This is a genomic window from Polynucleobacter sp. (assembly GCF_030693775.1).
Taxonomy (GTDB): Bacteria; Pseudomonadota; Gammaproteobacteria; order Burkholderiales; family Burkholderiaceae; genus Polynucleobacter.
Window position 1 is genome coordinate 251186 of the sequence record NZ_JAUXZY010000004.1, and the last position, 25539, is coordinate 276724.

General features: G+C 49.1%; 27 protein-coding genes and 1 tRNA gene. 13 read left to right on the top strand and 15 right to left on the bottom strand.

Going from position 1 to position 25539, the window contains the following annotated elements:
• Positions 1–7: 7 nt before the first annotated feature.
• The gene (gene ybeY, locus Q8M75_RS04045) at positions 8–490 is read right to left on the bottom strand and encodes an rRNA maturation RNase YbeY (RefSeq protein ID WP_305486450.1); all 483 of its coding nucleotides are present in this window, start codon (positions 488–490) and stop codon (positions 8–10) included.
• A 5-nt stretch (positions 491–495) separates the two neighbouring features.
• Entirely contained in the window at positions 496–1842 is a 1347-nt protein-coding gene (gene miaB / locus Q8M75_RS04050; RefSeq protein ID WP_305486452.1) for a tRNA (N6-isopentenyl adenosine(37)-C2)-methylthiotransferase MiaB, read from the bottom strand.
• A 111-nt stretch (positions 1843–1953) separates the two neighbouring features.
• On the opposite strand from miaB, the gene Q8M75_RS04055 reads away from it, so the two are divergent.
• Positions 1954–2268 (top strand): DUF6150 family protein, encoded by a 315-nt coding sequence (locus tag Q8M75_RS04055; protein ID WP_305486455.1) that lies wholly within the window; start codon positions 1954–1956, stop codon positions 2266–2268.
• A 2-nt stretch (positions 2269–2270) separates the two neighbouring features.
• On the top strand, positions 2271–2882 hold the full coding sequence (locus tag Q8M75_RS04060; RefSeq protein ID WP_305486458.1) for an MOSC domain-containing protein: 612 nt from the start codon (positions 2271–2273) through the stop codon (positions 2880–2882).
• Between the two features lie 47 nt (positions 2883–2929).
• Here Q8M75_RS04060 and Q8M75_RS04065 read toward each other — a convergent pair.
• The 3 genes from Q8M75_RS04065 to Q8M75_RS04075 form a co-directional block, all read right to left on the bottom strand.
• Positions 2930–3006: transfer RNA gene (locus tag Q8M75_RS04065), tRNA-Met, on the bottom strand.
• Between the two features lie 98 nt (positions 3007–3104).
• On the bottom strand, positions 3105–3650 hold the full coding sequence (gene pagP, locus Q8M75_RS04070) for a lipid IV(A) palmitoyltransferase PagP (protein WP_305486460.1): 546 nt from the start codon (positions 3648–3650) through the stop codon (positions 3105–3107).
• A 102-nt stretch (positions 3651–3752) separates the two neighbouring features.
• Complete coding sequence (locus Q8M75_RS04075; protein WP_305486462.1) at positions 3753–5174, bottom strand: GntP family permease; 1422 nt, start codon at positions 5172–5174, stop codon at positions 3753–3755.
• 194 nt (positions 5175–5368) lie between these two features.
• On the opposite strand from Q8M75_RS04075, the gene Q8M75_RS04080 reads away from it, so the two are divergent.
• A complete protein-coding gene (locus tag Q8M75_RS04080) occupies positions 5369–6898 on the top strand; it encodes an HAD-IB family phosphatase (protein WP_305486464.1) in 1530 nt (509 codons plus the stop codon).
• Here Q8M75_RS04080 and Q8M75_RS04085 read toward each other — a convergent pair.
• From Q8M75_RS04085 to Q8M75_RS04095, 3 genes are read right to left on the bottom strand one after another with little or no spacing between them, the layout of a single operon-like run.
• Entirely contained in the window at positions 6895–7554 is a 660-nt protein-coding gene (locus Q8M75_RS04085) for a VTT domain-containing protein (RefSeq protein ID WP_305486466.1), read from the bottom strand. The two genes, Q8M75_RS04080 and Q8M75_RS04085, sit on opposite strands and share 4 nt — an antisense overlap.
• Before the next feature lie 27 nt (positions 7555–7581).
• Positions 7582–8277, bottom strand: coding sequence for a haloacid dehalogenase type II (locus tag Q8M75_RS04090; RefSeq protein ID WP_305486468.1), 696 nt, complete (start codon positions 8275–8277; stop codon positions 7582–7584).
• Positions 8277–9536: a putative Na+/H+ antiporter gene (locus Q8M75_RS04095; protein WP_305486470.1), complete on the bottom strand. Its 1260-nt coding sequence runs from the start codon at positions 9534–9536 to the stop codon at positions 8277–8279. The genes Q8M75_RS04090 and Q8M75_RS04095 overlap by 1 nt, the downstream gene beginning before the upstream one ends.
• A gap of 148 nt (positions 9537–9684) precedes the next feature.
• Here Q8M75_RS04095 and Q8M75_RS04100 point away from each other — a divergent pair, with 148 nt between their 5' ends.
• The 8 genes from Q8M75_RS04100 to maiA all read left to right on the top strand — a co-directional run bounded on the left by Q8M75_RS04100 (position 9685) and on the right by maiA (position 17177).
• Positions 9685–11589 carry a DUF294 nucleotidyltransferase-like domain-containing protein gene (locus tag Q8M75_RS04100; RefSeq protein ID WP_305486472.1) on the top strand — a complete coding sequence of 635 codons (1905 nt, stop codon included), beginning with the start codon at positions 9685–9687 and terminating at the stop codon, positions 11587–11589.
• A complete protein-coding gene (locus Q8M75_RS04105; protein ID WP_305486473.1) occupies positions 11579–12244 on the top strand; it encodes a 3'-5' exonuclease in 666 nt (221 codons plus the stop codon). The genes Q8M75_RS04100 and Q8M75_RS04105 overlap by 11 nt, the downstream gene beginning before the upstream one ends.
• A gap of 131 nt (positions 12245–12375) precedes the next feature.
• A complete protein-coding gene (locus Q8M75_RS04110; protein ID WP_305486475.1) occupies positions 12376–12672 on the top strand; it encodes a hypothetical protein in 297 nt (98 codons plus the stop codon).
• Positions 12663–13238: a tetratricopeptide repeat protein gene (locus Q8M75_RS04115; RefSeq protein ID WP_305486477.1), complete on the top strand. Its 576-nt coding sequence runs from the start codon at positions 12663–12665 to the stop codon at positions 13236–13238. The genes Q8M75_RS04110 and Q8M75_RS04115 overlap by 10 nt, the downstream gene beginning before the upstream one ends.
• A 72-nt stretch (positions 13239–13310) precedes the next feature.
• The gene (locus tag Q8M75_RS04120; RefSeq protein WP_305486480.1) at positions 13311–13574 is read left to right on the top strand and encodes a DUF4212 domain-containing protein; all 264 of its coding nucleotides are present in this window, start codon (positions 13311–13313) and stop codon (positions 13572–13574) included.
• 2 nt (positions 13575–13576) lie between these two features.
• Positions 13577–15724 carry a sodium:solute symporter family protein gene (locus Q8M75_RS04125; RefSeq protein WP_305486483.1) on the top strand — a complete coding sequence of 716 codons (2148 nt, stop codon included), beginning with the start codon at positions 13577–13579 and terminating at the stop codon, positions 15722–15724.
• Between the two features lie 115 nt (positions 15725–15839).
• Entirely contained in the window at positions 15840–16469 is a 630-nt protein-coding gene (locus Q8M75_RS04130) for a trimeric intracellular cation channel family protein (protein WP_305486486.1), read from the top strand.
• 39 nt (positions 16470–16508) lie between these two features.
• Positions 16509–17177, top strand: coding sequence for a maleylacetoacetate isomerase (gene maiA / locus Q8M75_RS04135; RefSeq protein ID WP_305486488.1), 669 nt, complete (start codon positions 16509–16511; stop codon positions 17175–17177).
• A gap of 9 nt (positions 17178–17186) precedes the next feature.
• Here maiA and Q8M75_RS04140 read toward each other — a convergent pair whose 3' ends face one another.
• The 6 genes from Q8M75_RS04140 to Q8M75_RS04165 all read right to left on the bottom strand — a co-directional run bounded on the left by Q8M75_RS04140 (position 17187) and on the right by Q8M75_RS04165 (position 24050).
• A complete protein-coding gene (locus Q8M75_RS04140) occupies positions 17187–18122 on the bottom strand; it encodes an AEC family transporter (RefSeq protein ID WP_305486490.1) in 936 nt (311 codons plus the stop codon).
• A 6-nt stretch (positions 18123–18128) separates the two neighbouring features.
• Positions 18129–18653: a gamma carbonic anhydrase family protein gene (locus Q8M75_RS04145; RefSeq protein ID WP_305486492.1), complete on the bottom strand. Its 525-nt coding sequence runs from the start codon at positions 18651–18653 to the stop codon at positions 18129–18131.
• 43 nt (positions 18654–18696) lie between these two features.
• Positions 18697–19899 (bottom strand): ammonium transporter, encoded by a 1203-nt coding sequence (locus Q8M75_RS04150; protein WP_305486495.1) that lies wholly within the window; start codon positions 19897–19899, stop codon positions 18697–18699.
• A gap of 156 nt (positions 19900–20055) precedes the next feature.
• Entirely contained in the window at positions 20056–21645 is a 1590-nt protein-coding gene (locus Q8M75_RS04155; RefSeq protein WP_305488159.1) for a gamma-glutamyltransferase family protein, read from the bottom strand.
• Positions 21646–21651: 6 nt separating this feature from the next.
• Complete coding sequence (locus tag Q8M75_RS04160; RefSeq protein WP_305486496.1) at positions 21652–22644, bottom strand: tripartite tricarboxylate transporter substrate binding protein; 993 nt, start codon at positions 22642–22644, stop codon at positions 21652–21654.
• A 41-nt stretch (positions 22645–22685) separates the two neighbouring features.
• Positions 22686–24050 (bottom strand): aspartate aminotransferase family protein, encoded by a 1365-nt coding sequence (locus Q8M75_RS04165; RefSeq protein ID WP_305486499.1) that lies wholly within the window; start codon positions 24048–24050, stop codon positions 22686–22688.
• A gap of 370 nt (positions 24051–24420) precedes the next feature.
• Between Q8M75_RS04165 and Q8M75_RS04170 the strand changes: the two genes are divergently transcribed.
• On the top strand, positions 24421–24780 hold the full coding sequence (locus tag Q8M75_RS04170; protein ID WP_305486501.1) for a Rap1a/Tai family immunity protein: 360 nt from the start codon (positions 24421–24423) through the stop codon (positions 24778–24780).
• 33 nt (positions 24781–24813) lie between these two features.
• On the top strand, positions 24814–25107 hold the full coding sequence (locus tag Q8M75_RS04175) for a glycine zipper domain-containing protein (RefSeq protein ID WP_305486503.1): 294 nt from the start codon (positions 24814–24816) through the stop codon (positions 25105–25107).
• Between the two features lie 35 nt (positions 25108–25142).
• Here the strand turns inward: Q8M75_RS04175 and Q8M75_RS04180 are convergent, their stop codons facing one another.
• Positions 25143–25532 carry an OsmC family protein gene (locus Q8M75_RS04180; protein WP_305486504.1) on the bottom strand — a complete coding sequence of 130 codons (390 nt, stop codon included), beginning with the start codon at positions 25530–25532 and terminating at the stop codon, positions 25143–25145.
• Positions 25533–25539 lie beyond the last annotated feature (7 nt).

Below are 25539 nucleotides of genomic sequence, written 5' to 3' on the forward strand. Positions count from 1 at the left end.
AGTGACCTTAATTGATGACGTAAGGGTCTGAAAAACCTAGGTTTTTTAGAATAGCCACTTCACGCGCTTCCATTACCTTGGCGCCCTGCTGCGTCATATGATCAAGGCCGGCAGCATGCAGGCAGCCATGCACCACCAGATGCGCTAGATGGGCCTTGACTGCTTTGCCTTGGTCGCGCGCCTCGCTGGTGACTACTGGCATGCAGAGCACGATATCGGCGGCTAGCTCACGTTGGTTGATGCCATACGTGAAGGTCAACACATTCGTGGCATAGGCCTTCGTTCTAAATTGGCTATTCAGCAGCTGCCCTTCGGTGCGATTCACAAAACGCACTGTCAGGTTGCCAGGACGATTGATGCTTGCACGAACCCATTTTTTAATGAGAGTACTGGATGCTAATGCGCTCACTTTTTTCTCGAGCGCGGGACTGGCGTATTGAATCTCGACAGTACAGGCTTTCACTTGAGATGAAGTAGCAGTCTTAGGCATAAAAATTAATGGACTAGTGCGTTAACACGCTCGCCACGCAGGGTGTGTGCCAATACTTCCGTGATCCGAATATCCATCATCGTCCCAATCAAGGAATCCATTTCCTCAATCTGGGCTGGAATGTGAATCACACGGTTGTTTTCAGTACGGCCTTGCAAGTTAATGCTATCTTTGGCAATGCCTTCGATCAGGACACATTCTTCTTTGCCTAGCATCGCCTTGCTAATGCCTTCTGCTTGCGAATCAATTAATGCCAATAAAGTCTGCAGACGTTTCAGTTTCACAGGATAAGGGGTATCGTCCGCTAGGTTTGCTGCTGGGGTGCCGGGGCGAGGACTGAAGATAAAGCAGTAACTGTTATCAAATTGCAATTCGGCGACTAAGGCTAAAAGCTTTTCAAAATCAGCATCGGTTTCTCCGGGGAAGCCGACAATAAAATCACTGGAGAGGCATAGGTCGGGGCGGACGGCGCGCATGCGGCGAATAATGCTCTTGAATTCCAAGACGGTATAGCCGCGCTTCATCGCCGATAGAACCGAATCAGAGGCATGCTGCACCGGCAGATGCAGGTGACTCACTAACTTAGGCACTTTTGCATACACATCAATCAGGCGCTGGGTAAATTCTTTGGGGTGGCTAGTAGTAAAGCGGATGCGCTCGACTCCAGGGATCTCGGCGATGTACTCAATCAAAAGGGCAAAATCGGCAAGCTCGTTCGTCTTGCCCATCTTGCCGATGTAGGCGTTTACGTTTTGACCCAGTAGTACGATTTCCTTTACCCCTTGGGCAGCAAGTCCTGCTACTTCCGTCAATACATCATCAAAGGGGCGTGATACTTCTTCGCCGCGGGTATAGGGCACAACACAGTAGCTACAGTATTTAGAACAGCCTTCCATAATGGAAACAAAAGCGGAGCCACGGGTTTGCCGCGATGCAGGCAAATGATCAAATTTCTCAATCTCCGGAAAGGAAATATCCACTTGAGATATGCCGCTGGACAATCGCTTGGCAAGTAAGTCGGGCAAGCGATGCAGGGTTTGTGGGCCGAAGACCACATCCACATACGGAGCCCGGCTAATAATTTGCTGTCCCTCTTGGCTCGCAACGCAGCCGCCCACACCAATTAATAATTCAGGCTTAAGTTTTTTCAGCTCACGCAAACGACCAAGATCGGAAAACACCTTGTCTTCGGCTTTTTCCCGAATCGAGCAGGTATTGAGCAAAATGACATCGGCTTCTGCAGGGTCGTTTGTGGGGGTCATGCCATCGTTGGCATGGAGTACATCGGCCATCTTTTCCGAGTCGTACTCGTTCATTTGACAGCCAAAGGTTTTGATATAGAGCTTTTTCATATGCCGTTTCAGGTTTATAACTGGGGGCGACTTGCAATTTTACGGCAAATTTACGGAAAATCAGCCGCTGGCTAGCAAAAAGACTGCTACTGCCCGTAAGATAGATAAACCATGATCAGACTCACTCGGCTTTGCACGCTGCTTTTCTTGGGCGCTATTAGTACGCAGGCGATTGCGGCCCCGATTTATATCACCAACTATCCTTCCGAGGCCAATGCCAAGGTATTTGTGACGAAATACAAATCCGAGGCCAATTGCATTGTGTACGAAACGCCTTACCAGAGTGAGAATGATCCGGGTGTATGGTTCTTTACTAAATACAAAAGCGATGCCAGGGCTCGCATTTACTACACCCAATACAAATCAGAGGCGGATTTAGTGGTGTATTTCACCAAATACAAAAGTGAAGCACGTTGCCGTTACTAGTTATGAAATTGATTTCGATTAATGCTGGCAAAGTAGCCCCCTTATTTACAAATCAGCACCCGGACCATGCTGTGGTGATGTCTGGCATTAAAAAGAACAGCATCAGCAACATAGATCAAGCAAATCCAGTCGATATCAATCTCCTCGGCGTGCTAGGGGATGAGCAGGCTGACTTGACTGTCCATGGCGGGTTTGAGAAAGCCGTTTACGTTTATCCCTATGAGCACTATCCATTTTGGAATACCCTTTTATCGCGTGAACTAAAAACGCCATTTGATTTACAACCCGGAGCAATGGGCGAAAACTTCACCATTACGGGTTTATTGGAGGCGGATGTGTTTGTGGGCGATACGCTGCAGATTGGTGATCTGGAATTTATCGTGACCAAGCTACGAGAGCCGTGCTTTAAGTTCAACGCAAAAATGCGCTACAAAGGCGCTGCCAAAGCAATGCTGCAATCGGGGTATTGCGGTTGGTATATGCGCGTCATCACGCCAGGAAAATTGATGGCTGGCAGCACGATCAATCTTCTGCCAGGAAAACAAGAAACAGCAATTGCCGATCAAGTGAGCGCAATTCGGAAGCGAGACATGCAAGGCGATTTGTGGGACTAGTGCCCTAAAGAAAAAAGCCACTGCAGGGTAGCAGTGGCTTTGAAAGGTGGTGGCGATTCAGGGATTCGAACCCCGGACCTGTGGATTATGATTCCATCGCTCTAACCAACTGAGCTAAATCGCCGAACTGGCATTGTAGCAAAGAGTGCCTATTCTGGTGATATTGACTGCAAAACCCAAGCATATTGGTGCTCTAGAGATGCTTTATCCAAATCTAAGGCATTAATTAAATGACCATTTCGCCCAGGTAAAGAGCACATTTCCAAAGCCATCGCCTCCGGGTACAAATGCGGTCTGAAGGCTCGCTTTTTTATAGCTGATGGATCCAACTGGTAATAGACCGGGGAATGGAATGTAATTGTTAATGTCTTGCCGGGACATGATAAAAACGGTTGCACCCGCACCGATTTTCCAGTCACCATTACTTGAGAGATTCCAATTGGGGATCCAGGCATATCCAGCCATGTACTGATAAATACCATGGGAGTCTTTAAAGGTCATTCCGTAAATGCCTTCCCAATTATTGTTCTTGTTGTAATAGCCTTTTCCAACACCAATGCCAAGGGGTATATGGGTATATTGGCTAATCTTTTCGGGAGAGTAGGCATAGGGCATGTGATAGGTGTAGAGTGGCACATACAGCTCCCAATTGCCCTGATCAATAATCGTGTTGAAACGCGCTTTTGTATTATCAATAAACGATGATGTGGATTGCGCATGCGCGCAATGCACTGCAAATAGAAAAATAATCGCGAGAAGTTTGCCCATCGAGAACAGCTATAGAAGTCAAAAGCAGTAATTATCCTGCTTCAACATGAATCTCAGAAACTTGTAAAAATTATGGCTATTTTAGGATATTGCAGTGCCGACCTAAAAACTACCAAAGATGGACGCAAGTAGGATGATGAGGGCTAGCGCAAAAAGCGGAAAAACGAGCGTCACCATGGCAATGTAGCGATAGGCGCTGCGGTGGCTGAGTTGGCAAATCCCCAACAGGGTGATGACAGCGCCATTATGTGGCAAGGTGTCCATGCAACCCGAGGCTATGACTGCAATCCGGTGCAAGAGCTCTGGATTGATGCCTAAGGTAATGGCCTTGGCTAGGTAATCTGCCCCGAGGGTTTGGAGCGTGATCGACATGCCGCCTGAGGCTGACCCGGTAATGCCGGCCAAAACGTTCACGGCAACCGCCTCGCTAATCAGGGGATTGCCAGGCGCAATGCTCAAGACGAATTCACGAATGATTAAAAAGCCAGACAGACTAGCAATGACCGAGCCATAGCCTACTTCCGATGCGGTATTGAGTATCGGCAACATAGAGCCAATCGAGCCTTGGTTAACTGCTTCATTGGCTTTGGAAAACTGCTGCGCTTGAACTACTTGCAGCGCATAGATATACGCAATCCCAACTGTGAGAGCAATAATGATGGCCCAAATACCGGTGAGCGATGATAAGGACGTAATCCCAAACTGATTACTCGTAATGAAATCAGGTTGCCAGTGTGGGAGCCACCATTTCGCCATCAGTAAATTAGTGAGCGCCATCAAGGCGATTGGTAGCAGGGCAGAAGCAAAAGAAATCGGCGGCTTCTTAGTGATAGAGGTTGATGCTTGTGCTGCTATATCTGGCTCACCTTCAATCGAAACTGACGCGGCAACTGGAGCATTAATTTGGAGTGCACGTCGCTGCCGATTGAGCCACAGCACACCTAAAACCAGCATGATGCAACTGGCAATCAAGCCAAGACCTGGTGCCGCAAACGAATCTGTGCCAAAGAAGGGGCTTGGAATCGAATTCTGTACCGATGGCGTTCCTGGTAAGGCTGTCATCGTAAAGGTAAATGCCCCTAAGGCAATTGCACCGGGAAGTAGGTTAATTGAGATATGGGCACGTTCAAAAAGGGATTTTCCGATCGGATACATCATGAAGGCCACAACAAACAAGGAGACACCACCGTAGGTCAGGATGGCACATGCTAGAACTACGGCGAGAAGGGCGCGTTGAGCCCCCAGTTTTTCAGTAATGCCTTGAGCAATGGCGAGGGCATAGCCCGAGGACTCCATCAGCTTGCCAAAAATCGATCCTAATATAAAAAGTGGAAAGTACTGAATGACATAACCGCCCACTGCTTTCATAAATACCTGGGTATAAATCGGCAGTAGCTCAGTAACATTCCCGCTAAGCAATACCGCAAGTAGTGCCATAGCAGGCGCCAAGATGAGAACGCTCATTCCGCGATAGGCAAGGTACATCAATAAACCCAGTGAAACCAAGATCGAAATTAAGTCCATTGGCAACCTATGAAATAAAGAAAATGAACGCAAGGCATCGTGACATCACTAGAACAGCTCAATTGAGTATAGCGAGCTGATAAATCCGCATTGCACTGATGGCTTAATACTTTTAGCACTTTTAAAGATGAAATGCTGTGGGCCTATTGCAGTGATTTATAATTCAAATTCACTCATCTCCCTAGGAGGAGACCATGAAAGCATTCACCATGCGCTTATGGAGAAAGTTCAAACATACTCTTCGTACTCAAGCGCAACTCGTTTTTAAGAAGATTGTTGTTGCCATCCCAGATAGTAAGCCAGTAGACAGTGTTAATGAATTAAAGCCCATTTTGGCTTCGGTCATTATTCCGGCGCTGAATGAAGAAAAAGCAATTGCATCCGTAGTCGAATATGCCTTACGGGATCAAGCAACGGGTGAAGTAATCGTGGTCGACGATTGCTCTACTGATCAGACTGCCGCAATGGCAAAAGCAGCTGGTGCGACGGTGATTACTAGTTCCATGCTGGGTAAAGGCGCATCAATGCAAGACGGTATTGCTGCCGCTCAATTTGAGTACATCGTATTTTTAGATGGCGACCTCTCGGGACTGCAGGAGAATATTATCTCGGATATGGTCAAGCCCCTCATGCACGATGGCGCTGATTTTGTAAAAGCTAGTTTCGGGCGTGGTGGCGGTCGCGTGACGGAGCTTACAGCTAAGCCCATGCTAAAAGTATTTTTCCCAGAATTAGCCCGCTTTTCTCAGCCCTTAGGCGGAATCATATCGGCCAAAACCAGCCTACTAAAACACCTCACATTTGAATCAGGCTATGGAGTCGACATTGGACTGCTGATTGATGCATTCCGAAAAGGAGCAACAATAGCTGAGGTTGATATCGGCTCTTTAGAGCACGATAGCCAATCCTTGCAGGACTTGACCAGCATGGCAAATGAAGTGGCCCGGGTGATTCACCACCATTCACGTGAAGCAGGGCGTTTGCATGTAGATCAAATTACCGAAATGTACGAAGCCCAAAGGCAGGCTACAGCATCGTTTGATTACATTATTCATCGGCAAAAAAATCGCAGCAAATTAGTATTGCTAGACATGGATGGCACGATTACACCCAACCGCTTTGTGCTGGATTTAGCACGCCATACCCATACCGATGAAACCCTGGATGCTTTGCTGGATAACCCCAAAAATGATGCGGGCACACGCAGCAAGCGCATTGCTGAAATATTCAAATACACCCACCGTAATCAGTTTGAGAAAGTGGCCATGGCAATGCCAATACGACCTGGTGTTGTTGAGTTCGTCAATCAAATGAGGCGCGATGGCTTTATGGTGGGAATCGTGTCAGACGGTTACTTTATTGCTGCTGAAATAATGCGCAAGCGCATTTTTGCTGATTTTGCAATTGCGCATACCTTGCATTTTCAGAATGACATTTGCACGGGGGAGTTAAAAATTAACCCCGATTTTTTACCCAATGGGCAGTCTGCTGATGATTTGATTTGTAAAAGTAACGTACTGAAACGATTTTTATCGAATAAAGTCAAGCCGCCTTTTAAAGAGGTGTGGGCGATTGGCGATAATCTAAACGATCTGAATATGCTCAACCTTGCGGATCGGGCCTTTGTAATTGAGCCCAAGACAACGCTGTTTCAGAAACACAAGCACATTACTGAAATACATGCATTTACTGACTTGGTGACGGCGGCCACTGCGATGGACTAGTTTGAGGAGCGCCGCGCCTGGAACTTTTTGAACACTTCTTTGCTGAAGATCCACAGCGCAGGCAGGCCAGGAATAATGATCATGGCCAGGGCAACGAGGGAGAAGTTGGCTTTCACCCACGGGTGCTCACCAATCCAGTAGCCCAATGCAGTCAGGCTGCAAACCCACAGAATGCCGCCAATGACATTGTAAAAAGCAAATATGGGATAACGCATGTGCGCAACGCCAGCCACAAATGGTGCGAAGGTCCGAATGAAGGGCATAAAGCGACCCAAGACAATCGTAATAGGGCCATACTTTTCATAAAAGGCATGTGCTTGATCAAATGCTTTGCGATTAAACCAGCGCGAGTCTTCCCACGAGAAGACTTTATTGCCGATAAAGCGCCCAATCGAATAATTGAGGGCATCGCCCAAGATCGCAGCTGTAGTCAGCAATGCCATCAGAACATATAAATCCATGCCGCCCACAGCGCACAGCGCCCCCGCCACAAAGAGTAACGAGTCTCCTGGCAAGAATGGCATCACTACAAAGCCGGTTTCCACAAAGATGATGGCAAAGAGCAGAACGTAAATCCACACACCCCATTCATTCGCAACGATCGCTAAGTTTTTATCGAGATGCAGAAATAAATCGATGAGGGTAGAAAATTCCAAGGCAATCCTTTGGCTGGAGAGTGTGCGTTACGCAGGCAATGCAGCGAGTACGTCGTTTAAATTGGCCCCAGTATAAGTGGGCTTGGGACCAATTTCTTCAAAAGGTAAGTTTGTACGATTTACCCAAAATGTATTGAGACCAAACCACCCCGCACCAATCACATCCCAGGCATTACTAGAGACAAAGAGGATGTCATTGGGGGCGCAATCAAAATGATGGGTTAATAAACCATAGCTTGCTGGACTCACTTTAAATTGGCGCACTTCATCGACGGAAATGACGCGATCCAATAGAATGTCGAGCTGATTCGCCTGCAATGCCTTAGAGAGCATGGCTTGGTTGCCATTCGAGAGTACTGCCGTAGCGATTCCCGCTTGTTTAATCTGACTCAGCGTTGCTTGGCATTCCGGGAAAGCACTTAACTTGGCATATTGCCCCATCAACTGCACTTCCTGATCTTGGCTTAATGGAATTGCAAGGCGCTTGCAGGAAAAATGCAGCGCTGCAATGGTCAGATCCCAGAACGATTGATAGTGCATCGATCCCGTAGGATCGCTCATCGTAATCAGGCGGGTATATTCAATTTGCCGATCGCGCCAGAGAACGCATAGGGCTTGACCTTGGCCAGGAAACAGCGTTTCCGCTAACACCCCCATCGAATACACATCGAGGAGGGTGCCATAGGCATCAAATGCGATGACCTTTGGTGTGGTTTGCGCCATTAGATAAAGCGGAAGGCGATGATGGCAATGATGGTCGGCGGTACTGCATATAAGAACAAATACAGCGGACTAATTGCGCCTTCATCAAAGCTAGACTTCAAAATAGAGTAACCGGCTGGATTGGGTGCGTTGGCGATGACGGTAAGACCGCCGCCAGTGAGGGCGCCTGCGACCAGCGAATACTTGAACTCATCAGACAAGCCCTCCACCAGAGAGCCTAAATAGGTCAGTGCTGCGTTATCTGTGATGGCCGTAAGGACAGTTGCGCCATAGTAGACCGTCGTTGAATCGAGATTAACGAGGAGGGGTTGCAGCCACCATTTTTGTTGACTGCCCAGGACGACAAGCCCCGCCAAGAAAAATGCAACCAGCAAACTCTCGCGAATGATGAGCTTATTTTGATAGCGTGCATACGCGGTGGTATAGCCCACAAAGAATAAAAACAAGCCCATGAATAAAACCGAGTGGTGTACAGAAATAACCACCGCAACCAAAAAGGCCAAATGAATAAAAATCACGCCAAGCGGAATGGCATCAATTTTCTTTTCGTTGGGCTGAATATTGAAGCCACGCAATTCTTTGTAGAACAAAAATACGAGTAAGGTGGAATTCGCTATCACTGCAACTGCAGAACGCCAGCCGAAATTTTCGAGCATGAACCACAGATCCCAATTCCAGGTGCTAGCTACCATGAGGATTGGAGGGGCTGCATAGGGAGTAAGGGCGCCGCCAATCGAGATATTGACAAAGAGTACTGCCAGCCCCGCGTACATCAACTTGGGCGAAATCTTCTTGGAAAAATAATAGTCACGTAGCAGTAGTGCGGCCACAGTCATTGCAGCTGGCTCGGTAATGAACGAGCCCAACAGGGGGACGAGTGTGAGTGTGACCCATAAAAAGCCAACCGACTTTTTAACGGGCAGGATTGCGGTGACGCGCAGGACTAAAAATAAACACAGTTCCAATATGGGCTTACTGGCCGCAATGATCATGATCACAAATACAAAAAGTGGCTCGGTAAAGTTCAGCTTTTCTAAATAGGCAATCGTGGCATCGGATCCGGTATGAATGAAAAAGAAGGAAACCAAGACCATGGCCCAAAATCCGAACACCACTTCCACTTCACCCAGCAAATGCCATACCCCGGCATGGTTGGGCTGCTTGTGCGCTAAACCCTCAAAAAACTTAGTGGAAAAAGTGTGGATTACAGCCAGTCCAAACAAAAGGCTGCTAACAATATTAACGGTGGTGGGGTTCATGGCTAAGGATACCTTGGCATTTCTGAATGGATTTGATTGTATTGATAAGTGAACTAATTGGACATATGATAAGTAATGCGTAGCTGTATTCTAAATGAGCGCGCAGTGCAGTCATCCATGCATTCTTTATTTGAGTACGGATTCACTCATGGCAGAACAGGCTTCCTCGCGCATCCCCCCCTCGCACAGTCTGGTGCAAAATTTGCGCCAGCAAGTGATGCAAAGCCTGCCCTTTTCCAAAATGGCCCCGGCGGATGTGGATTATTTTTTAAGCCAGTCGCGCGAGGCCTACTTTGCCCCAAAAGAGGTCATCCTATCGCCAGCAGATGGCCCACCCTCATTTTTATACCTGATACGTCAAGGCCGAGTATCTGGCCGTCGTGACATACCGGGGATAGAGGAAACCGCTTTTCTACTGGATGCAGGCAGTTTGTTTTCGATTGGGTCGGCATTTGCAAACCGACCTGTTTCCACTATCTATAGTGCGGTAGACGATTGTTTTTGTTTGCTCTTTCCGGTCGCTGCGATGCGCCAATTGCAGGGGCGATCTAAACCGTTCAGCGATTTTTTAAGTAATCGCATTTGGGGATTGCTGCAGGAGTCCCGTACTGCTCTGCGCAATTCCTTTGCCTCACAGGCCTTAGCTGATCAATCGCTGGAAAGTCGGCTGGGTGATTTACGTTTAAAAAAGCCACTAGTCACTAGCCCCAATACCCCGCTACGTGAAGCGCTCACACTGATCCACGAGAAGAAAGTAGGGTCGATCTTAATTTGCGAGGATGAACAAACCATCGTCGGTATCTTGACGCGGTATGACGTGTTATCACGCGTGACCCTGAGTAACTTAGATCTCAATACGCCTATCTCAGCTGTGATGTCGACCGGAGTAAAGACCTTAAGTGTCGATGACACGGCTGAGATGGCGGGCCTCTTAATGTCACGTTTTAATATTCGCCACTTACCGATTTTGGATCGCGGCCGCTTGACCGGGATTATTTCTGAACGGGATTTGTTTTCCTTGCAGCGCCTATCGCTCAGCAATATCAGTACGTCCATACGCGCTGCCGATGATCTCCAGGGTTTGAAAAAATGCGCCGATGATATTCGGACCTTTGCACGTAACTTACTTGGACAGGGCGTACAAGCGCGCCAGTTAACCGCACTCATTAGCCATTTAAATGATGTGTTGACGGAGCAACTGATTGCCATGGTTGCTAATCGCTACAAATTAAATCCCAGTCGTTTTGCCTGGATTGCCTTGGGTTCTGAGGGGCGCAGCGAGCAAACCATTGCAACCGACCAAGACAATGCCTTGGTGTATGCCGATGAAGAGGGCGAGGCGCAGCGCGCGATCTACCTTCAATTTGCGCGGGAGGTGAATGAGGCCTTAGATGTCTGTGGCTATCCGCTGTGCAAAGGCAACATCATGGCCAGCAACCCTGATCTCTGTTTGTCGCAGCAGGAATGGCTTAATCGCTTTGATCGTTGGATTGAGCAAGGCAATCCAGAAGACTTATTAAAAGCCAGTATCTTTTTTGATCTAAGGGCACTTGCGGGCAATGCCGATTTATTGATACCGCTAAAAGAGTTGGTGCGTGTGAAGGCCGCGGCCATTCCGCGATTCATTAAATTGCTGGCTGAAAATGCCTTAAATTCACGGGTACCGCTCAATTGGCTTGGCGCGATTGAGCCGACCGAGATCAATGGCCAAAAAACCATTGACCTGAAACTGCAGGGGACAGCCTTAATGGTGGATGCAGCGCGCATCTATTCCTTGGCTCACGGAATTGAGCTGATTAATACCCGCGAGCGCCTAGCCGCTGTGGGACGAGCCCTCAATGTTCCGGAGGTAGAGAGCGCCGCTTGGATTACGGCGTTTGAGTTTTTGCAAACCCAGCGCCTAGCGGTGCAAATTGGTGAGGTCAGCATCAACGGCAACCCCAATGTGATCGATATCGACCAGCTGAACTCGGTCGATCGCAGCATCCTCAAAGAATCGCTACTCAAAGTACGTTCCTTGCAACAGCATTTGCAGCTGGACTATGTTCGCTAATCTAAAAGACGCGCCTCTATTTGATGGGCTGCGGTCACTATTTAAGGCAAAGCAACCGGAAGCGCGGCGCTGGATTGTGCTCGATGTGGAAACCAGTGGCCTAGACCCGTATTCAGATCGCTTGCTCGCGATTGCTGCCGTGGCGCTGGAGGTCAGCCCCAATTTTGAGCGCATCGCGATTGTGATTGGGGATAGTTATGAAGCCGTGCTCAAACAAGATCTGCCGAGCAGCAAAGATAATATTTTGGTTCACCACATTGGCGCTCAGGCGCAGGCCGATGGCAGACCCCCGATAGAAGTCCTAGAGGAATTCCGGGCTTGGCTTGGTGATTGCCCATTACTGGCTTTTCATTCGGCATTTGATGAGGCGATGCTGGGGCGCGCTTATGCATTGGCTGGCCTAAAGCCGCTTCAAAATGAATGGCTCGACATCGAGCCCTTAGCCAAAATTACAGGGGTAAACCCTAGTTTGCGTGCCTTAGATGATTGGCTGAGGCATTTTGGGATTGAGTGTGCCGTGCGCCACCAAGCTGCCGCAGACACATTTGCCACTGCTGAGCTCCTGATGCGCCTCTGGCCCTATTTAAAACGGGAAGCCAGTTCATGGTCTTCTTTGCGCAGTATTGCCCGTCAGGCGAACTGGATTCCGCGTTAGGCTGGCCTCCAAAACCCTCATTTTTTAACGGTTTTATAGGGGAAAGCCCCGATTTGGCGACCCTGCCATAAGCACCATAATCCTTGTACTTCCAAGCGTTCCGCGTCGGAATGAAACTTTTAGGATTTTTAGTGCTTTTATTTTTAAACATTGCCCAGCTCGTTTTATACATTGGCGCCTTAGGTCTGATTGGCCAAGGCTTACTGTATGTATTGGCTGGACAAAAGCGCGACACCAATTTGTTTTACCAACTGATTGGCATCATTAATAAACCGTGGACTCTACTTGCGCGTTTCATTTCGCCCAAGCAAATTATTGATCGTCAGATTCCGTTCGTTGCGTTTTGTATTGTTGGCGTTCTCTATATAGCCGTGACCTTAGCGAAGATTGAACACTGCATCTCCATCGGGATTGAAGCATGTCAGTAAGCAAGCGTAGCCTCGATTGGCACTTAATGAAATGGCGTGCGAATGCCTTAATTTTGTTTGGCCTCAAAAATCAGGCGATGGATGTGTTCGAAGAAATGAATCGCCGCTTTCCGCATGACGACTACGTCCTTACGAGTCTCGCCTACATGAAGACCGAGCATGGTGATAAAGCCGGCGCCATTGCTGACTACAAACGCTTAACGATGAAGCCCGACGCATCGGCTGCCATTTGGTACAACCTGGGTTTCTTGCAAGAAGAGCTGGGGCAGGTTGAGGATGCGGAACATAGCTTTCGCAAAGCGATTAAGCTCAATGAAAATTTAGACCAAGCCTGGTACGGACTTGGTCTGGTGTTAATTCAATTACAGCGCTTTGACGAGGCCATCAAGGCCCTCAAGAAAAATACGAAGTTGCAGCCGATGAGCCCCTACGCCTGGTACCAGTTGGCCCGGGTGTATGCCGAGCGCAATCAGCCTGAAGAGGCCACCAAAATCATTCTTCACCTCAAAAATTTTGAGCCCAAATTTGCTAAGCAGCTGGAGCGGGAAACCGGTTTAGCTGTTTAGTGGTTTTTAGTAGTGTGTATTAAGTAGTGCATTAGTAGTAGATGTATTTTTTTAACTAAAGGAGAAACTGTTATGCAATTAACAGAATCGCATAAACAATATTGGTCCAAGAACCTACGGATGACATCAATTCTGTTAGCCATCTGGTTTGTCGTGACCTTTGTTGTGGGCTTTTATGCCCGTGATTTAAGCTTTAATTTTTTTGGATGGCCGTTTAGTTTTTGGGTCGGGGCACAAGGTGCTTTAGTAACTTATGTTCTGATCATTGCCTACTACGCGCACTACATGAACAGCCTTGACAAAGAATACGATTGCGCTGAAGTGGAGGAGGACTAATCATGGCTGGAATGACACCTAGTGGTGGAGACGGTAGCGTCTTCGGCGGCGGCTCAAGTAATGCCGCTTTCAAAAAAGGCCTTAATAAGATTTACACCTACTATACGGGCGGCTTCATAACCTTTGTGATTCTGTTAGGTATTGCAGAGCAAATGGGTTTAGGCCGCGCAATGATTGGTTACATCTTCTTAGGTGCGACGGTTTTGCTCTACGCTGGTATTGGCGTAATGAGCCGTACCAATGATGCTGCAGAATATTATGTAGCGGGTCGACGGGTTCCGGCGGTCTATAACGGTATGGCAACGGGTTCGGACTGGATGTCGGCCGCGTCGTTTATCGGTATGGCCGGTACCTTGTACTTGACAGGTTACGGTGGTTTGGCCTTTATCATGGGCTGGACTGGCGGTTACTGTTTAGTGGCCTTGTTCTTGGCCCCTTACTTACGTAAGTTCGGTCAATTCACCATCCCAGACTTCTTGGGCGCACGCTATGACGGCAATCTTCCCCGCTTCATCGGAATTTTCGCTGCTATTCTATGCTCCTTCGTCTACGTGGTAGCCCAGATTTACGGTGTTGGTCTGATTACAACCCGTTTGGCTGGCGTGCCATTTGAGATTGGTATTTTCTTGGGCTTGGCTGGTATTTTGGTTTGCTCGTTCTTGGGTGGTATGCGTGCGGTTACTTGGACACAAGTTGCGCAGTACATCATCTTGATCATTGCTTACATGATTCCAGTGGTTTGGTTATCCGTTAAGCAAACTGGTAATCCTATACCTCAGTTTGCTTACGGCCCACAGCTTGAAAAAGTAACTGCCAAAGAAGCTGAACTGATCAAGGATCCAAAAGAGCTCGAAGTTCGTGCGATTTTCAAAGCACGCGCTGACGCTCTTGGTGAGAAGCTGAAAGACGTACCTGCTGCATTGGCTGCTGATAAAGCAGCTGCTGAGCAAAAAGTTGCTGATTTGAAGGCTGCAAATGCACCTGCACCTGAAATCGCCGCAGCTGAAAAAGCCTTGGCTGCAGTTCCAAAAGATGCAGAAGCTGCGAAAAAATTGTGGACAACACAACGTACTGGTGCAACAAACCGCTCGAACCCACTTGCTAACATGCCTCGTCATGCTCAGCAGTTTGCGGGTAATCCAGATGGTGACGAAAAGGCCCGTACGGCTTTCGATACCTCACGTCGTAACTTCTTAGCCTTGATCTTCTGTTTGATGGTGGGTACAGCGGCATTGCCACACATTCTGATGCGTTTTTACACGACTCCGTCGGTAAAACAGGCACGTGAATCCGTGACATGGTCCTTGTTCTTCATCTTCTTGCTGTATTTCACAGCACCTGCTTTGGCAGTGTTGGTGAAGTACGAGATCTTTACGGTGCTGGTCGGGACGCCATTTGATCAACTGCCGGGCTGGATCGCGCAGTGGACCAAGGTAGATCCATCTTTGTTATCGGTTGCTGACGTAAACAAAGACGGTATTTTCCAGTTGGCTGAAATGACCATTGGTGGCGACATCATTGTTCTGGCAACCCCAGAAATCGGTGGCTTGCCATACGTGATCTCCGGCATGGTGGCAGCGGGTGGTTTAGCTGCTGCGCTGTCGACTGCTGACGGACTCCTGTTGACCATTGCTAACGCACTGTCACATGATCTGTACTACAAAATGATCGACCCAAATGCACCTGCAAGCCGTCGTGTTGCAATTTCCAAAGCATTGTTGTTGTTGGTAGCTTTAGCGGCAGCGTACGTTGCGGCTCAGAAACCAGCTGACATCTTGTTCTTGGTTGGTGCGGCGTTCTCCTTTGCTGCTGCATCGTTCTTCCCAGCACTTACCCTTGGTATTTTCTGGAAACGTGCGAACAAAGCGGGTGCTTGCGTGGGTATGATTGCCGGTTTGGGCGTGACCTTCTATTACATGGTCACAACACAGCCATGGTTACGCGGCGTATTCGGCGTAACCTCACCAGTTGAACTTTGGTATGGAATTCAGCCAATTTCTGCTGGTATTTTTGGCGTGCCAATCGGCTTTGCATTGATTATCTTGGTGAGCTTGGTAACCCCAGCCCCACGTAAAGATATTCAAGACCTGATCGATCACGTGCGTTATCCAACCTTACGAGGCGATACGCTCAATACGAATGCAAGTTAACTTGCTCGTGTGATCCCCAAGCGAAATCTTGGGAGTTGACTAACCCGCTCTTCGGAGCGGGTTTTTTATTGCCTAAAAATGGCTTGCCATGGTGAAGTGCTTTAGACTGCACCCTATGGAAAACCTCAGTTTTTGGATTGGCATCATTGCAACGGTTGCGTTTGCTGTGACTGGCGTACTTGCGATTGCCGATCGCGGCGTGGATTTATTTGGTGTGATGGTACTAGGCTTAATCACTGCAATAGGCGGCGGTACCGTGCGCGACCTGATTTTAGAAACCCCGGTTTTTTGGGCAAGCCTGCCGATTTATTTGTGGGTTGCCTTGGCGGCTAGCGCGATTGCTTTCTACTTAGAAGCCTTTTTTACCCAGCCGCAGATTTATCGCTGGATGCTTTACTTGGATGGATTTGGCGCAGCTTTATTTGGTATTCAGGGGGCCGATAAGGCCTGGAATATGGATTTCGGTTTACCGCTCGCGCCAGTGATCCTAGGCGTGATTACCGCGATTGGCGGCGGCCTGATTCGGGATATGCTGGCTGGCAGAAAGAATCTCTTGATGTCGCATGAGCTCTATGCCATTCCGGTTTCCTTAGGTTGCATTGTGTACGTTCTGATTTTGGAATACGCTCCCGCCTATACAACGCAAGGTGCGATTGCCTGCATGCTGCTCATCTTTGGTTTTAGGGCAGCTGCCATTCATTGGAACTTGCGCGTACCCAAACGCTTTATTACGCGATCACGTTAATTTTTCAACTCGTTCCATCTTTTTTGTGAAGTACTTTTTATGAAACCCCGTCTCTATAGTTTTTGGCGTAGCTCCGCAGCCTTTCGGGTGCGGATTGCGCTCCATCTCAAGGGCATCGATTACGACACCATCGCTACGCACCTCACTAAAAAAGGCGGTGATCAGCTGCAGCCTGTGTACGGCGAGAAAAATCCCAATCGCTTGATTCCGCTCTATGAAGAGAGTGATGTGCGCATCCATCAATCGCTTGCGATTGTGGAGTACTTAGACGAGGCCTACCCCAAGCCACCGCTGCTGCCTAGCGATCCAGTAGATCGCGCCTGGGTGCGCGCCTTAGCTTTGGATATTGCTGCCGACATTCATCCGATTAATAATTTACGGGTGTCGCGCTACCTCGTTCGCCAATTGGAAGTGAGTGAAGAGGCGCGTAGCACATGGTATCGGCACTGGGTTGCTACTGGCCTTGCCGGTCTTGAGGCGCAGATCAGCAAGGATCCACGATCAGGGCGTTTTTGTTATGGCGATCAAGTCACACTGGCGGATGTTTGTTTGGTGCCACAGCTCTTTAATGCGCTGGATGCCAAGATGGATGTCATGCTCTATCCGCGTTTGATGGCCATCTTTCAGGAGTGCATGAAGCTGCCGGCCTTTATTGATGCTTCTTGGGAAAAACAAATCGATGCCGAGGGTGCCAATCCCGCGTTTTAGTTTTGCAGCTTAGGCAGTCTGATTGATCCACCAGATGATCATAGACAGCGTCACGATCGAGCCCAGCGTGGTTTGTAAAACAATACGTGAGATTGCAGAGCCATCGGCTTGGTAATACTGCGCCAGCATAAATGGACCAGTGCCTGTGGGCAGGGCGCTCATGAGTACGGCAGCCTGAACCCAGAATAAAGGTAGGCCGAGAATAGGCTCGGCAACCAGCCACGCCACGCCAGGTTGAACAATTAACTTGATGAACGTTAGGCTCCAAACCCCACTGACTTTGCCATCGCTCTTTTGCATCAAGAAGAGGCCAATCGAAACCAGGGCGCAGGGGCTGGCTGCTGCGGCTAGGAAGGATAAAAACTGCTGAGCAGGTTCAATCATCTGTAGCCCACTCGCAGACCACGCTGCTCCGGCAATCGGCGCAACCAATAATGGATTTTTTGCAAGTGAACCTAAAACAATCGCGATGATCTCGTACCAGGGCTTATGGGATTGTTTGCCGAATTCAATAAACACAATCGCTAGGCCGAATAGGCCGCAGACCACCACTAAGGTTGCAATCACCGCAGGCGCCAGCCCGTCGTCACCTAAGGCTAAGAGGCAAAGTGGGATACCCATGTAGCCAGTGTTGGCGTACGAGCCACTTAATCCTGTAAAGCTAGCCGCCACCCAATCGCGCGTGTGATACCAGCGGTACAGCAGCAGTGCGATGTACACCGCAAAACACCCAGCACTAAAGGCAATGATGAAACCCGGTTGCCACAGGGTTTGCCAATCACTATTTGCGGTGAAGGTAAAGAGTTGTGCAGGCAGTGCTAGCCAGACGACAAAGCGGTTGATTTCAGTAGAGGCGTTAGGGCCGAGTTTGCCGGTCTTACCCGCAATAAATCCCGCCAGAATCAGCGCAAAAACCGGGACGACAACACTGAGGACGGGTAGCAAAGTAACTTAGCCGATCTTTTTTAAGCCAGCCCGAAAGCGCGTCGCATTTTCAACATAATGATCGGCAATGCGCTCGATATTCTGAATGTGTTCTGGGCTGAGTTGTTTGACTGCTTTGGCAGGCGAGCCCAGAATCATCGAGCCATCGGGAAATTCTTTTCCTTCGGTGACCAGGGCGCCGGCACCGACTAAGCAGTGCTTGCCAATTTTGGCGCCATTGAGCACGATGGCCCCAATGCCAATTAAGGACCCATCACCAATCGTGCAGCCATGCAGCATGACTTTGTGGCCAATCGAGACCCGCTTGCCGATGATGAGTGGAAATCCAGGATCCGAGTGTAGTACCGAGGCATCTTGCACATTGCTCTCGTCGCCAATGATGACCTGATCATTGTCACCGCGCACGACGGTCTTTGACCAGACGCTGGCGTTCTTGCCTAATCGGACATGCCCAATGACTTCAGCACTGTCCGCCACAAAAGCCCCTTCTTCTAATTGGGGTGCAATACCATCGAGTTCATAAATAGCCATATCCCATTATAGATAGGCTATGCAGACATGGCTGCGATGCGGTTTACCAGCTGGATTCGCGATCAGGGGTAGAGGAGATCCGGTGAATACTTAAATCAGCCCCATCAAACTCTTCTTCTTGGGATAGGCGGATGCCCATCACTAGCTTGAGCAGGCCATACACCACAAAGCCGCCAACTAGGGCAATGCTAACCCCCAGGAAGCTACCAATCAGCTGCCCTGCAAGGGAAATGCCACCCAGTCCGCCGAATGCGGTTGTGCCAAAGATGCCGGCAGCAATACCGCCCCAAAGACCACACAAGCCATGCAATGGCCAGACCCCAAGGACGTCGTCGATCTTCCAGCGGTTTTGCGCGAGCGTGAAGGTGTAGACGAATAAAGCACCTGCAACCAGGCCAACCACTAAGGAGCCCAAGGGGTGCATTAAGTCCGAGCCGGCGCAGACAGCAACCAAGCCAGCTAAGGGGCCGTTGTAAGAGAAGCCCGGATCGTTTTTACCAATCAGCCAAGCAGATAAAGTGCCGCCCACCATCGCCATTAACGAATTGAGAGCAACGAGGCCGCTGATCTTATCAATCGTTTGTGCGCTCATCACATTAAAGCCAAACCAGCCTACCGCCAAAATCCAAGCCCCGAGTGCTAAAAATGGAATATTGGAAGGTGGATGTGCTGAGACGTTGCCGTCTTTGGTGTAGCGACCACGGCGCGCGCCAAGCAAGAGAATGGCGGGTAGAGCAATCCAACCACCCATTGCATGGACTACGATGGAGCCGGCAAAATCATGGAACTCTTCGCCAGTCAGTTCTTTAATCCACGCTTGGATGCCGTAATGCTGGTTCCAGGTAATGCCCTCAAAAAAGGGATAGATAAAACCGACGAGTAAAAAAGTAGCAATCAACTGGGGATTGAATTTGGCACGCTCGGCAATACCACCAGAAACAATTGCTGGAATTGCTGCAGCGAAGGTGAGCAAGAAAAAGAATTTAACTAACTCGTAGCCATTTTTTTGCGCCAGGACTTCTGCGCCAGAAAAGAAGTTGATGCCGTAGGCAATGCTGTAGCCAATGAAGAAATAGGCAATCGTAGAGACAGCAAAATCAACCAAGATTTTGACGAGTGCGTTGACTTGGTTTTTCTTGCGCACGGTGCCCAGCTCTAAAAATGCAAAGCCTGCATGCATGGCAAGCACCATAATGGCGCCCATCAAAATAAACAACGCATCACTGCCGGTCTTAAATGAATCCATGGCCTATCCCTTTAATTGATGCGTCATTATGGGGAATCGAGGAGGGCATGAACCGTAAATTTGCACCAAATAAGTGCAAAAATCAGGCCCTCTGTCGCTTTACACGCAGAGGCCTGAATAAAAAAGATTGCTTGGGCTTACTAGGGCTTAGGGCAATTAAAACCCAGCAGCAATGCCATCACGACGATGATCGCTGCCAGCAATATAACCGCCAGACACGTCTTCACCGATCAGGGCAATGGCCTGAGCGCTTCCAAAATCAAGGCTGTCAGACGGCATGACCGTGACATCGTGACCAAGTTTGCGCAAGCCATCAACCACATCAGATGGCATAGAGGACTCAACGGTGAGTTTTCCTAGGTCATCAATGCGCCAGCGTGGTGAATCCGAGCAGGCTTGGGGATTGAGTTGATCATCAACAAAATGCATGAGCATTTGTAAGTGACCTTGGGGCTGCATGTTTCCACCCATCACACCAAATGCCATGACCGGCGCATTGTCTTTGCTTAAAAAAGCGGGGATGATGGTGTGAAATGGACGCTTGCCTGGAGCCACTTGATTGGGGTGACCGGGTACGAGACTAAAGCTCATGCCACGGTTATGGAGTGCAATACCGCCCGGCGCAACCACGCCCGAACCAAATCCTTTGAAGTTGGATTGGATATATGAAACCATCATTCCGGAATCATCCGCAGCGCACAAATACACCGTGCCACCTGAATGCGGATCACCGCTGGCGTATTGCCCAGCTTTGTTGTGGTCAATTAATGCAGCACGGCGTGCAAGGTATTTTGAGTCCAACAGTGCACGCGGATCTAAATGCATCGAGCCCGCGTCAGCAACATGCGCATAGGCATCGGCAAAGGCAAGTCGCATGGACTCTACTTGGAGGTGGATACGCTCTGCAGAATAACGTGGATACTGCGTTGCATTTAATGCATCCAAGATTCCCAATGCCATCTGAGCGATGATTCCAGTGCCATTGGGGGGGATTTCAGAAAGGGTATAACCCTTGTATTTGAAATCAAGTGGCTCCACCCAATTCGCTTCATTTGAATGAAAGTCGGCCAAAGAAAAAGATCCGCCCGTCTTTTTTGAAAAATCAACAATGGCCTGCGCAATCTCGCCTTTATAAAACGATTCTCCAGTGCTATCGGCAATGCTACGCAAGGTCTTGGCTTGCTCTCGAAAGCGCCAGATTTCTCCAGCAAGTGGGGCTCGGCCCTGTGTTGTGAAGGATTCTAAAAATCCCGGCTGACCTTGGAGGACGGGAATGGCCTCGCGCCACTGTCTTGCAATCACGGGTGAGACGGGAAAGCCATGCTCGGCGTACGCAATGGAGCGTTTAAACAAGGATGCAAAAGGCAATCGCCCAAACTTTTTAGAAAGCGCAACCCAGCCCGATACCATACCAGGAACGGTTACCGTATCCCAGCCAATCAATGGCATTGCCGACTTACCTGCAAAATATTCAGGTGTCCATGCGGCCGGCGCTCGGCCCGATGCATTGAGGCCGTGTAGTTTTTTGCCGTCCCAGATTAGGGCAAATCCATCGCCGCCAAGCCCATTCATGGTGGGCTCAACAACGGTCAATGTAATTGCAGTAGCCAGTGCGGCATCGACCGCATTGCCACCCTGTTGTAGCGCCTCTAATCCAGCTTGCGTCGCTAACGGTTGAGAGCTAGCAACCGCATTGCGCGCTAATACAGGGGTTCTTCCGCGGCCGTAAGGATGTGCGATATCCATCATGAATTAATCGATTTTGATATTAGCTGCATTGACGATCTTGCCCCACTTGTCATGCTCCGCATTGGTTACTTCAGCGAGCTTACCGGCATTTTCAAACTGAAGAAGAATGCCCTGATTAGCAAGACGTTGCTTCAAATCGGGATTGGTAATAATCCGGCGCAATTCACTTTCCAATCGATTAATGATCTTTGGTGAGGTTCCTTTAGGAGCGTAAATAGCGAATAAATTCTCCACATCAAATTTCATCATTCCAGCCTGTGCCATTGTTGGAACCGTTGGCATTAGCGGTGAGCGTTCGCTCGATGCAATTCCAAGAGGACGCAATTTGCCACTATTGATGTGGGGTAGTGAGGCAGTGACGCTATCGAACATCATTAATGTATTGCCCGCGATCAGATCGGGCAAAGCAAAGCTACTGCCTTTGTAGGGAACATGGACCCCAGCGGCCCCAATGCGCTGCATGAAGACCTGAGCTTCAAGGTGGGATAGGGTGCCATTTCCTTGTGAGGCATAGCTAAAATTACCATTTCGCGATTTAATAAATGCCGTTAATTCCGCAACATTTTTAGCGGGTACCGTTGGATTAACAACGAGTACGTGAGGTACGGCACCCACCAAAGACACTGGAGCAAAGCTTGTCCTTAAATCTGCGGGCGGATTTTTGTACAGGGCTTGGGAGATTGCCTGATTAGTTAAAGCACTAAAGTGAATGGTGTAGCCGTCCGGCGCCGCACTGGCAGCAGCTCCAAGCCCAATCATGCCGCCTGCACCGGGCTTATTTTCAATCACCATGGCTTGGCCCAGGGCCTCGCCGAGCGGAACCATGATCGCCCTTGCAAATACATCCGTTGAACCGCCTGCAGGGAAGGATAAAACAACTTTAATTGGTTTTTTTGGCCAATCACTGTCTGGGTTGGCTTGAGCAAAGCCAATGCAAAAACTGAGCAAGCCGACCGAGGCAATGGTTCGTAATGAGAAAAATTTGCTGAGGTTCATTATGTTGTCTTTCGGAAAGTGGAAGTGGAATGGATGACTAATTAGTTAAATGACTTCTGAATGACGCGGCCAAAGGTTTCAACCAAGGATTGGACTTCTTCGGCGGTCGCAACAAAGGGTGGGCCCATGGCGATGGTATCGCCGGTAATGCGCACCAAAATACCGTGCTCGATGCAGCTCTCCAAAACCTGCATGCCGCGTAAACCGGGTTTACCGGCAATCGGCTCTAGATCGAATGCGGCCGAGACACCGCAATTCCGGATATCCAAAATCCCAGGCATGCCCTTGAGGGAGTGAACGGCATCGCCCAAGACCTGCTCTAGAACTTTCGTGCGCGCCAAAATGTCATCATCTTCGAAGATATCCAAGCATGCATGAGCAGCTGCAGTCGCAAGTGGGTGACCTGAATAGGTAAAGCCATGAAAAAACTCGATTAACTGCTCTTGGCCGCCGCTGCCCGTAATGGTCTCGTAAATGTCGTTGTGCGCAATGATGCCGCCCATCGGAATAACACCATTGGTGATGGCTTTAGCGAATGTAATCATGTCGGGCTTTACCCCAAAGCGATCTGCGCCAAAGTTGGCTGCAAGGCGACCAAAACCAGTAATGACTTCATCAAAAATCAGCAGGATGCCGTGCTTGGTGCAAATCTCCCGAATTTTTTCCAGGTAACCTACCGGCGGAACAATCACCCCAGTAGAGCCTTGCACTGGTTCCAAAATGACGGCAGCAATATTACTTGCGTCATGCAATGCTACCAATCTCTCAAGATCATCCGCCAAGTGAGCGCCCCAGGTAGGCTGCCCTCTTGAAAATGCCATTTGCGACAGGTTTAGGGTGTGCGGTAGATGATCAACCCCCGGCATCATCATGGGGCTAAACATTTTGCGATTCGTGGGGATGCCTCCCACTGAAATTCCACCAACGCAGCCTCCGTGATACGCGCGCTCGCGGCCAATCATCCGAGTGCGACTCGACTCCCCTCGGGCGCGATGGTAAGCAATCGCCATCTTGAGGGCGGTATCGACCGCTTCCGATCCGGAGTTCACAAAGAACACTTTTCCTAAATCAGCGGGAGCATATTGCGTAATGCGATTGGCCAAGCGAAAGGTTTCTTTGCTGGCCATTTGAAATGCCGGAACGTAATCCATCGTCTGGTATTGCTTCTGAATAGCCTCGATGATACGGGGGTCGCCATGGCCCAGTGGCGAGGTCCAAAGGCCAGAAGCGCCATCAAATAATTTACGCCCATGATCATCGGTGTAATAAACGCCTTTGGCGCTCGCCATTACCTTCGGATTTTTTCTAAAGTAGCGGTTTGGGGTATAGGGCATCCAATATGCCTGCATATCATCTTGGCAGTGCTTTGTATCGATTTTGCTAAATTGAGAGGTTTCGATTTTCATATCAGACTTTGAATAAATGGGTATGTTGTCAGCGATTGGCAGCTAAGTAGGGAGGGAAGGATGATTGAGATAAATCATCGTACCGAGTGATCGACTTGAATATGCCTCGCGCTAAACCTTAAGTTAATAATTTTTATAAAAGTACAAAATGGAACATTTCGACTTTCATAGATATTACACCCCTTGCGCATCTCATTTTGAAGGAGACGCTCTGTGCATATCGTGATGGCGCTTACTACGGATGATGGATTGCCAATAACGACGTGATGCGAAAGCAGCTTTGCGGACAGCTTCAGTAATGCATCTATTTATACAGCGACTTTTGCGTTTGGTTTATCATCAAACGAGGACCACTCTAGGGAAAACCCCCATGAAAAAAGCACTTCTAGCCATCAGCATTGTTTTTGCATTCTCAGGCGCCGCTCAGGCCCAAGAAAAAATTCCGGTATTAAGTACCCAAGAGCTAATCACCGCGTGCAAAACGCCGGCTAGTCCAGAGTCGCGCAGTTTTTGCGTTGGTTATGTCACCGCAATCTATGACACCTACTTGGCTACCCGTAATCCAAAAACATCGAAGTCAAATATTTGCATCAAGCAGCCGGCGCCAACCCGCGATGAGGTGATCGCAGGTTATATGAAGTGGGTTCAAGATAATCCGCCAGCAGCAGGTGGCCCTGCATCCGGCACCTTTTTGCGCTTCTTGACTGTGCGCTTTCCCTGCGCACGCTAATCCACTCAATGCCTGTTTAAAGGAGTTCCATCTATGAAGAAAATAATCGCCATTAGTTCAGTCGTCTTTTTAGCAGCAGGATGCTCGAACATGAGTACTACGGAACAACGCACCCTTTCTGGTGCATCGATTGGTGCTGCGGCCGGGGCAGTGGGTACGGCTATTTTCCACGGCAATCCCATTTGGGGCGCAGTTGGTGGCGCTGCCGTAGGGGCGGCATCGGGTTATGTTTACGATTCTTACGAAAAAGAAAAGCAAGAGCAATACAACCAGGGCTATAAGGCCGGGCAATCAGCCGGCTCTGGATCCTCCAGCACCTCGAAATAAGGTGAGCTGCCGAGCGAAGTTAAGCCCGGCTTGTGCTAGCTAAGTAGTTGGGTTTCGATTGCAATCGTGCCGATAAGCGCTTTATGTACTGGGCACTTATCGGCAACCTCCATTAGGCGCGCAGTTTGCTCTGCATCTAAATTGCCAACGAGGGAAATCTCGCGCGTAAAGCGTTCGACCTCATCGATTCGGCTAATGTTGACTGTCACAATCGCGTTCTCAAGCCCCCAGCTTTTACGGTTGGCATACATTTTGAGAGTCATGCCAGTGCAGCTAGCAAGGGCCGCAGCAAGATACTCATGGGGCGACGGACCACTATCACTACCGCCTTTGGAAGCATCGACGTCTGATGCGAGTTGATGTGATCCCACAGTGACGCTTTGCGCGTATGCACCGCTACCGAATTGTGTTTCTACTTTTCTCATGGTGTTC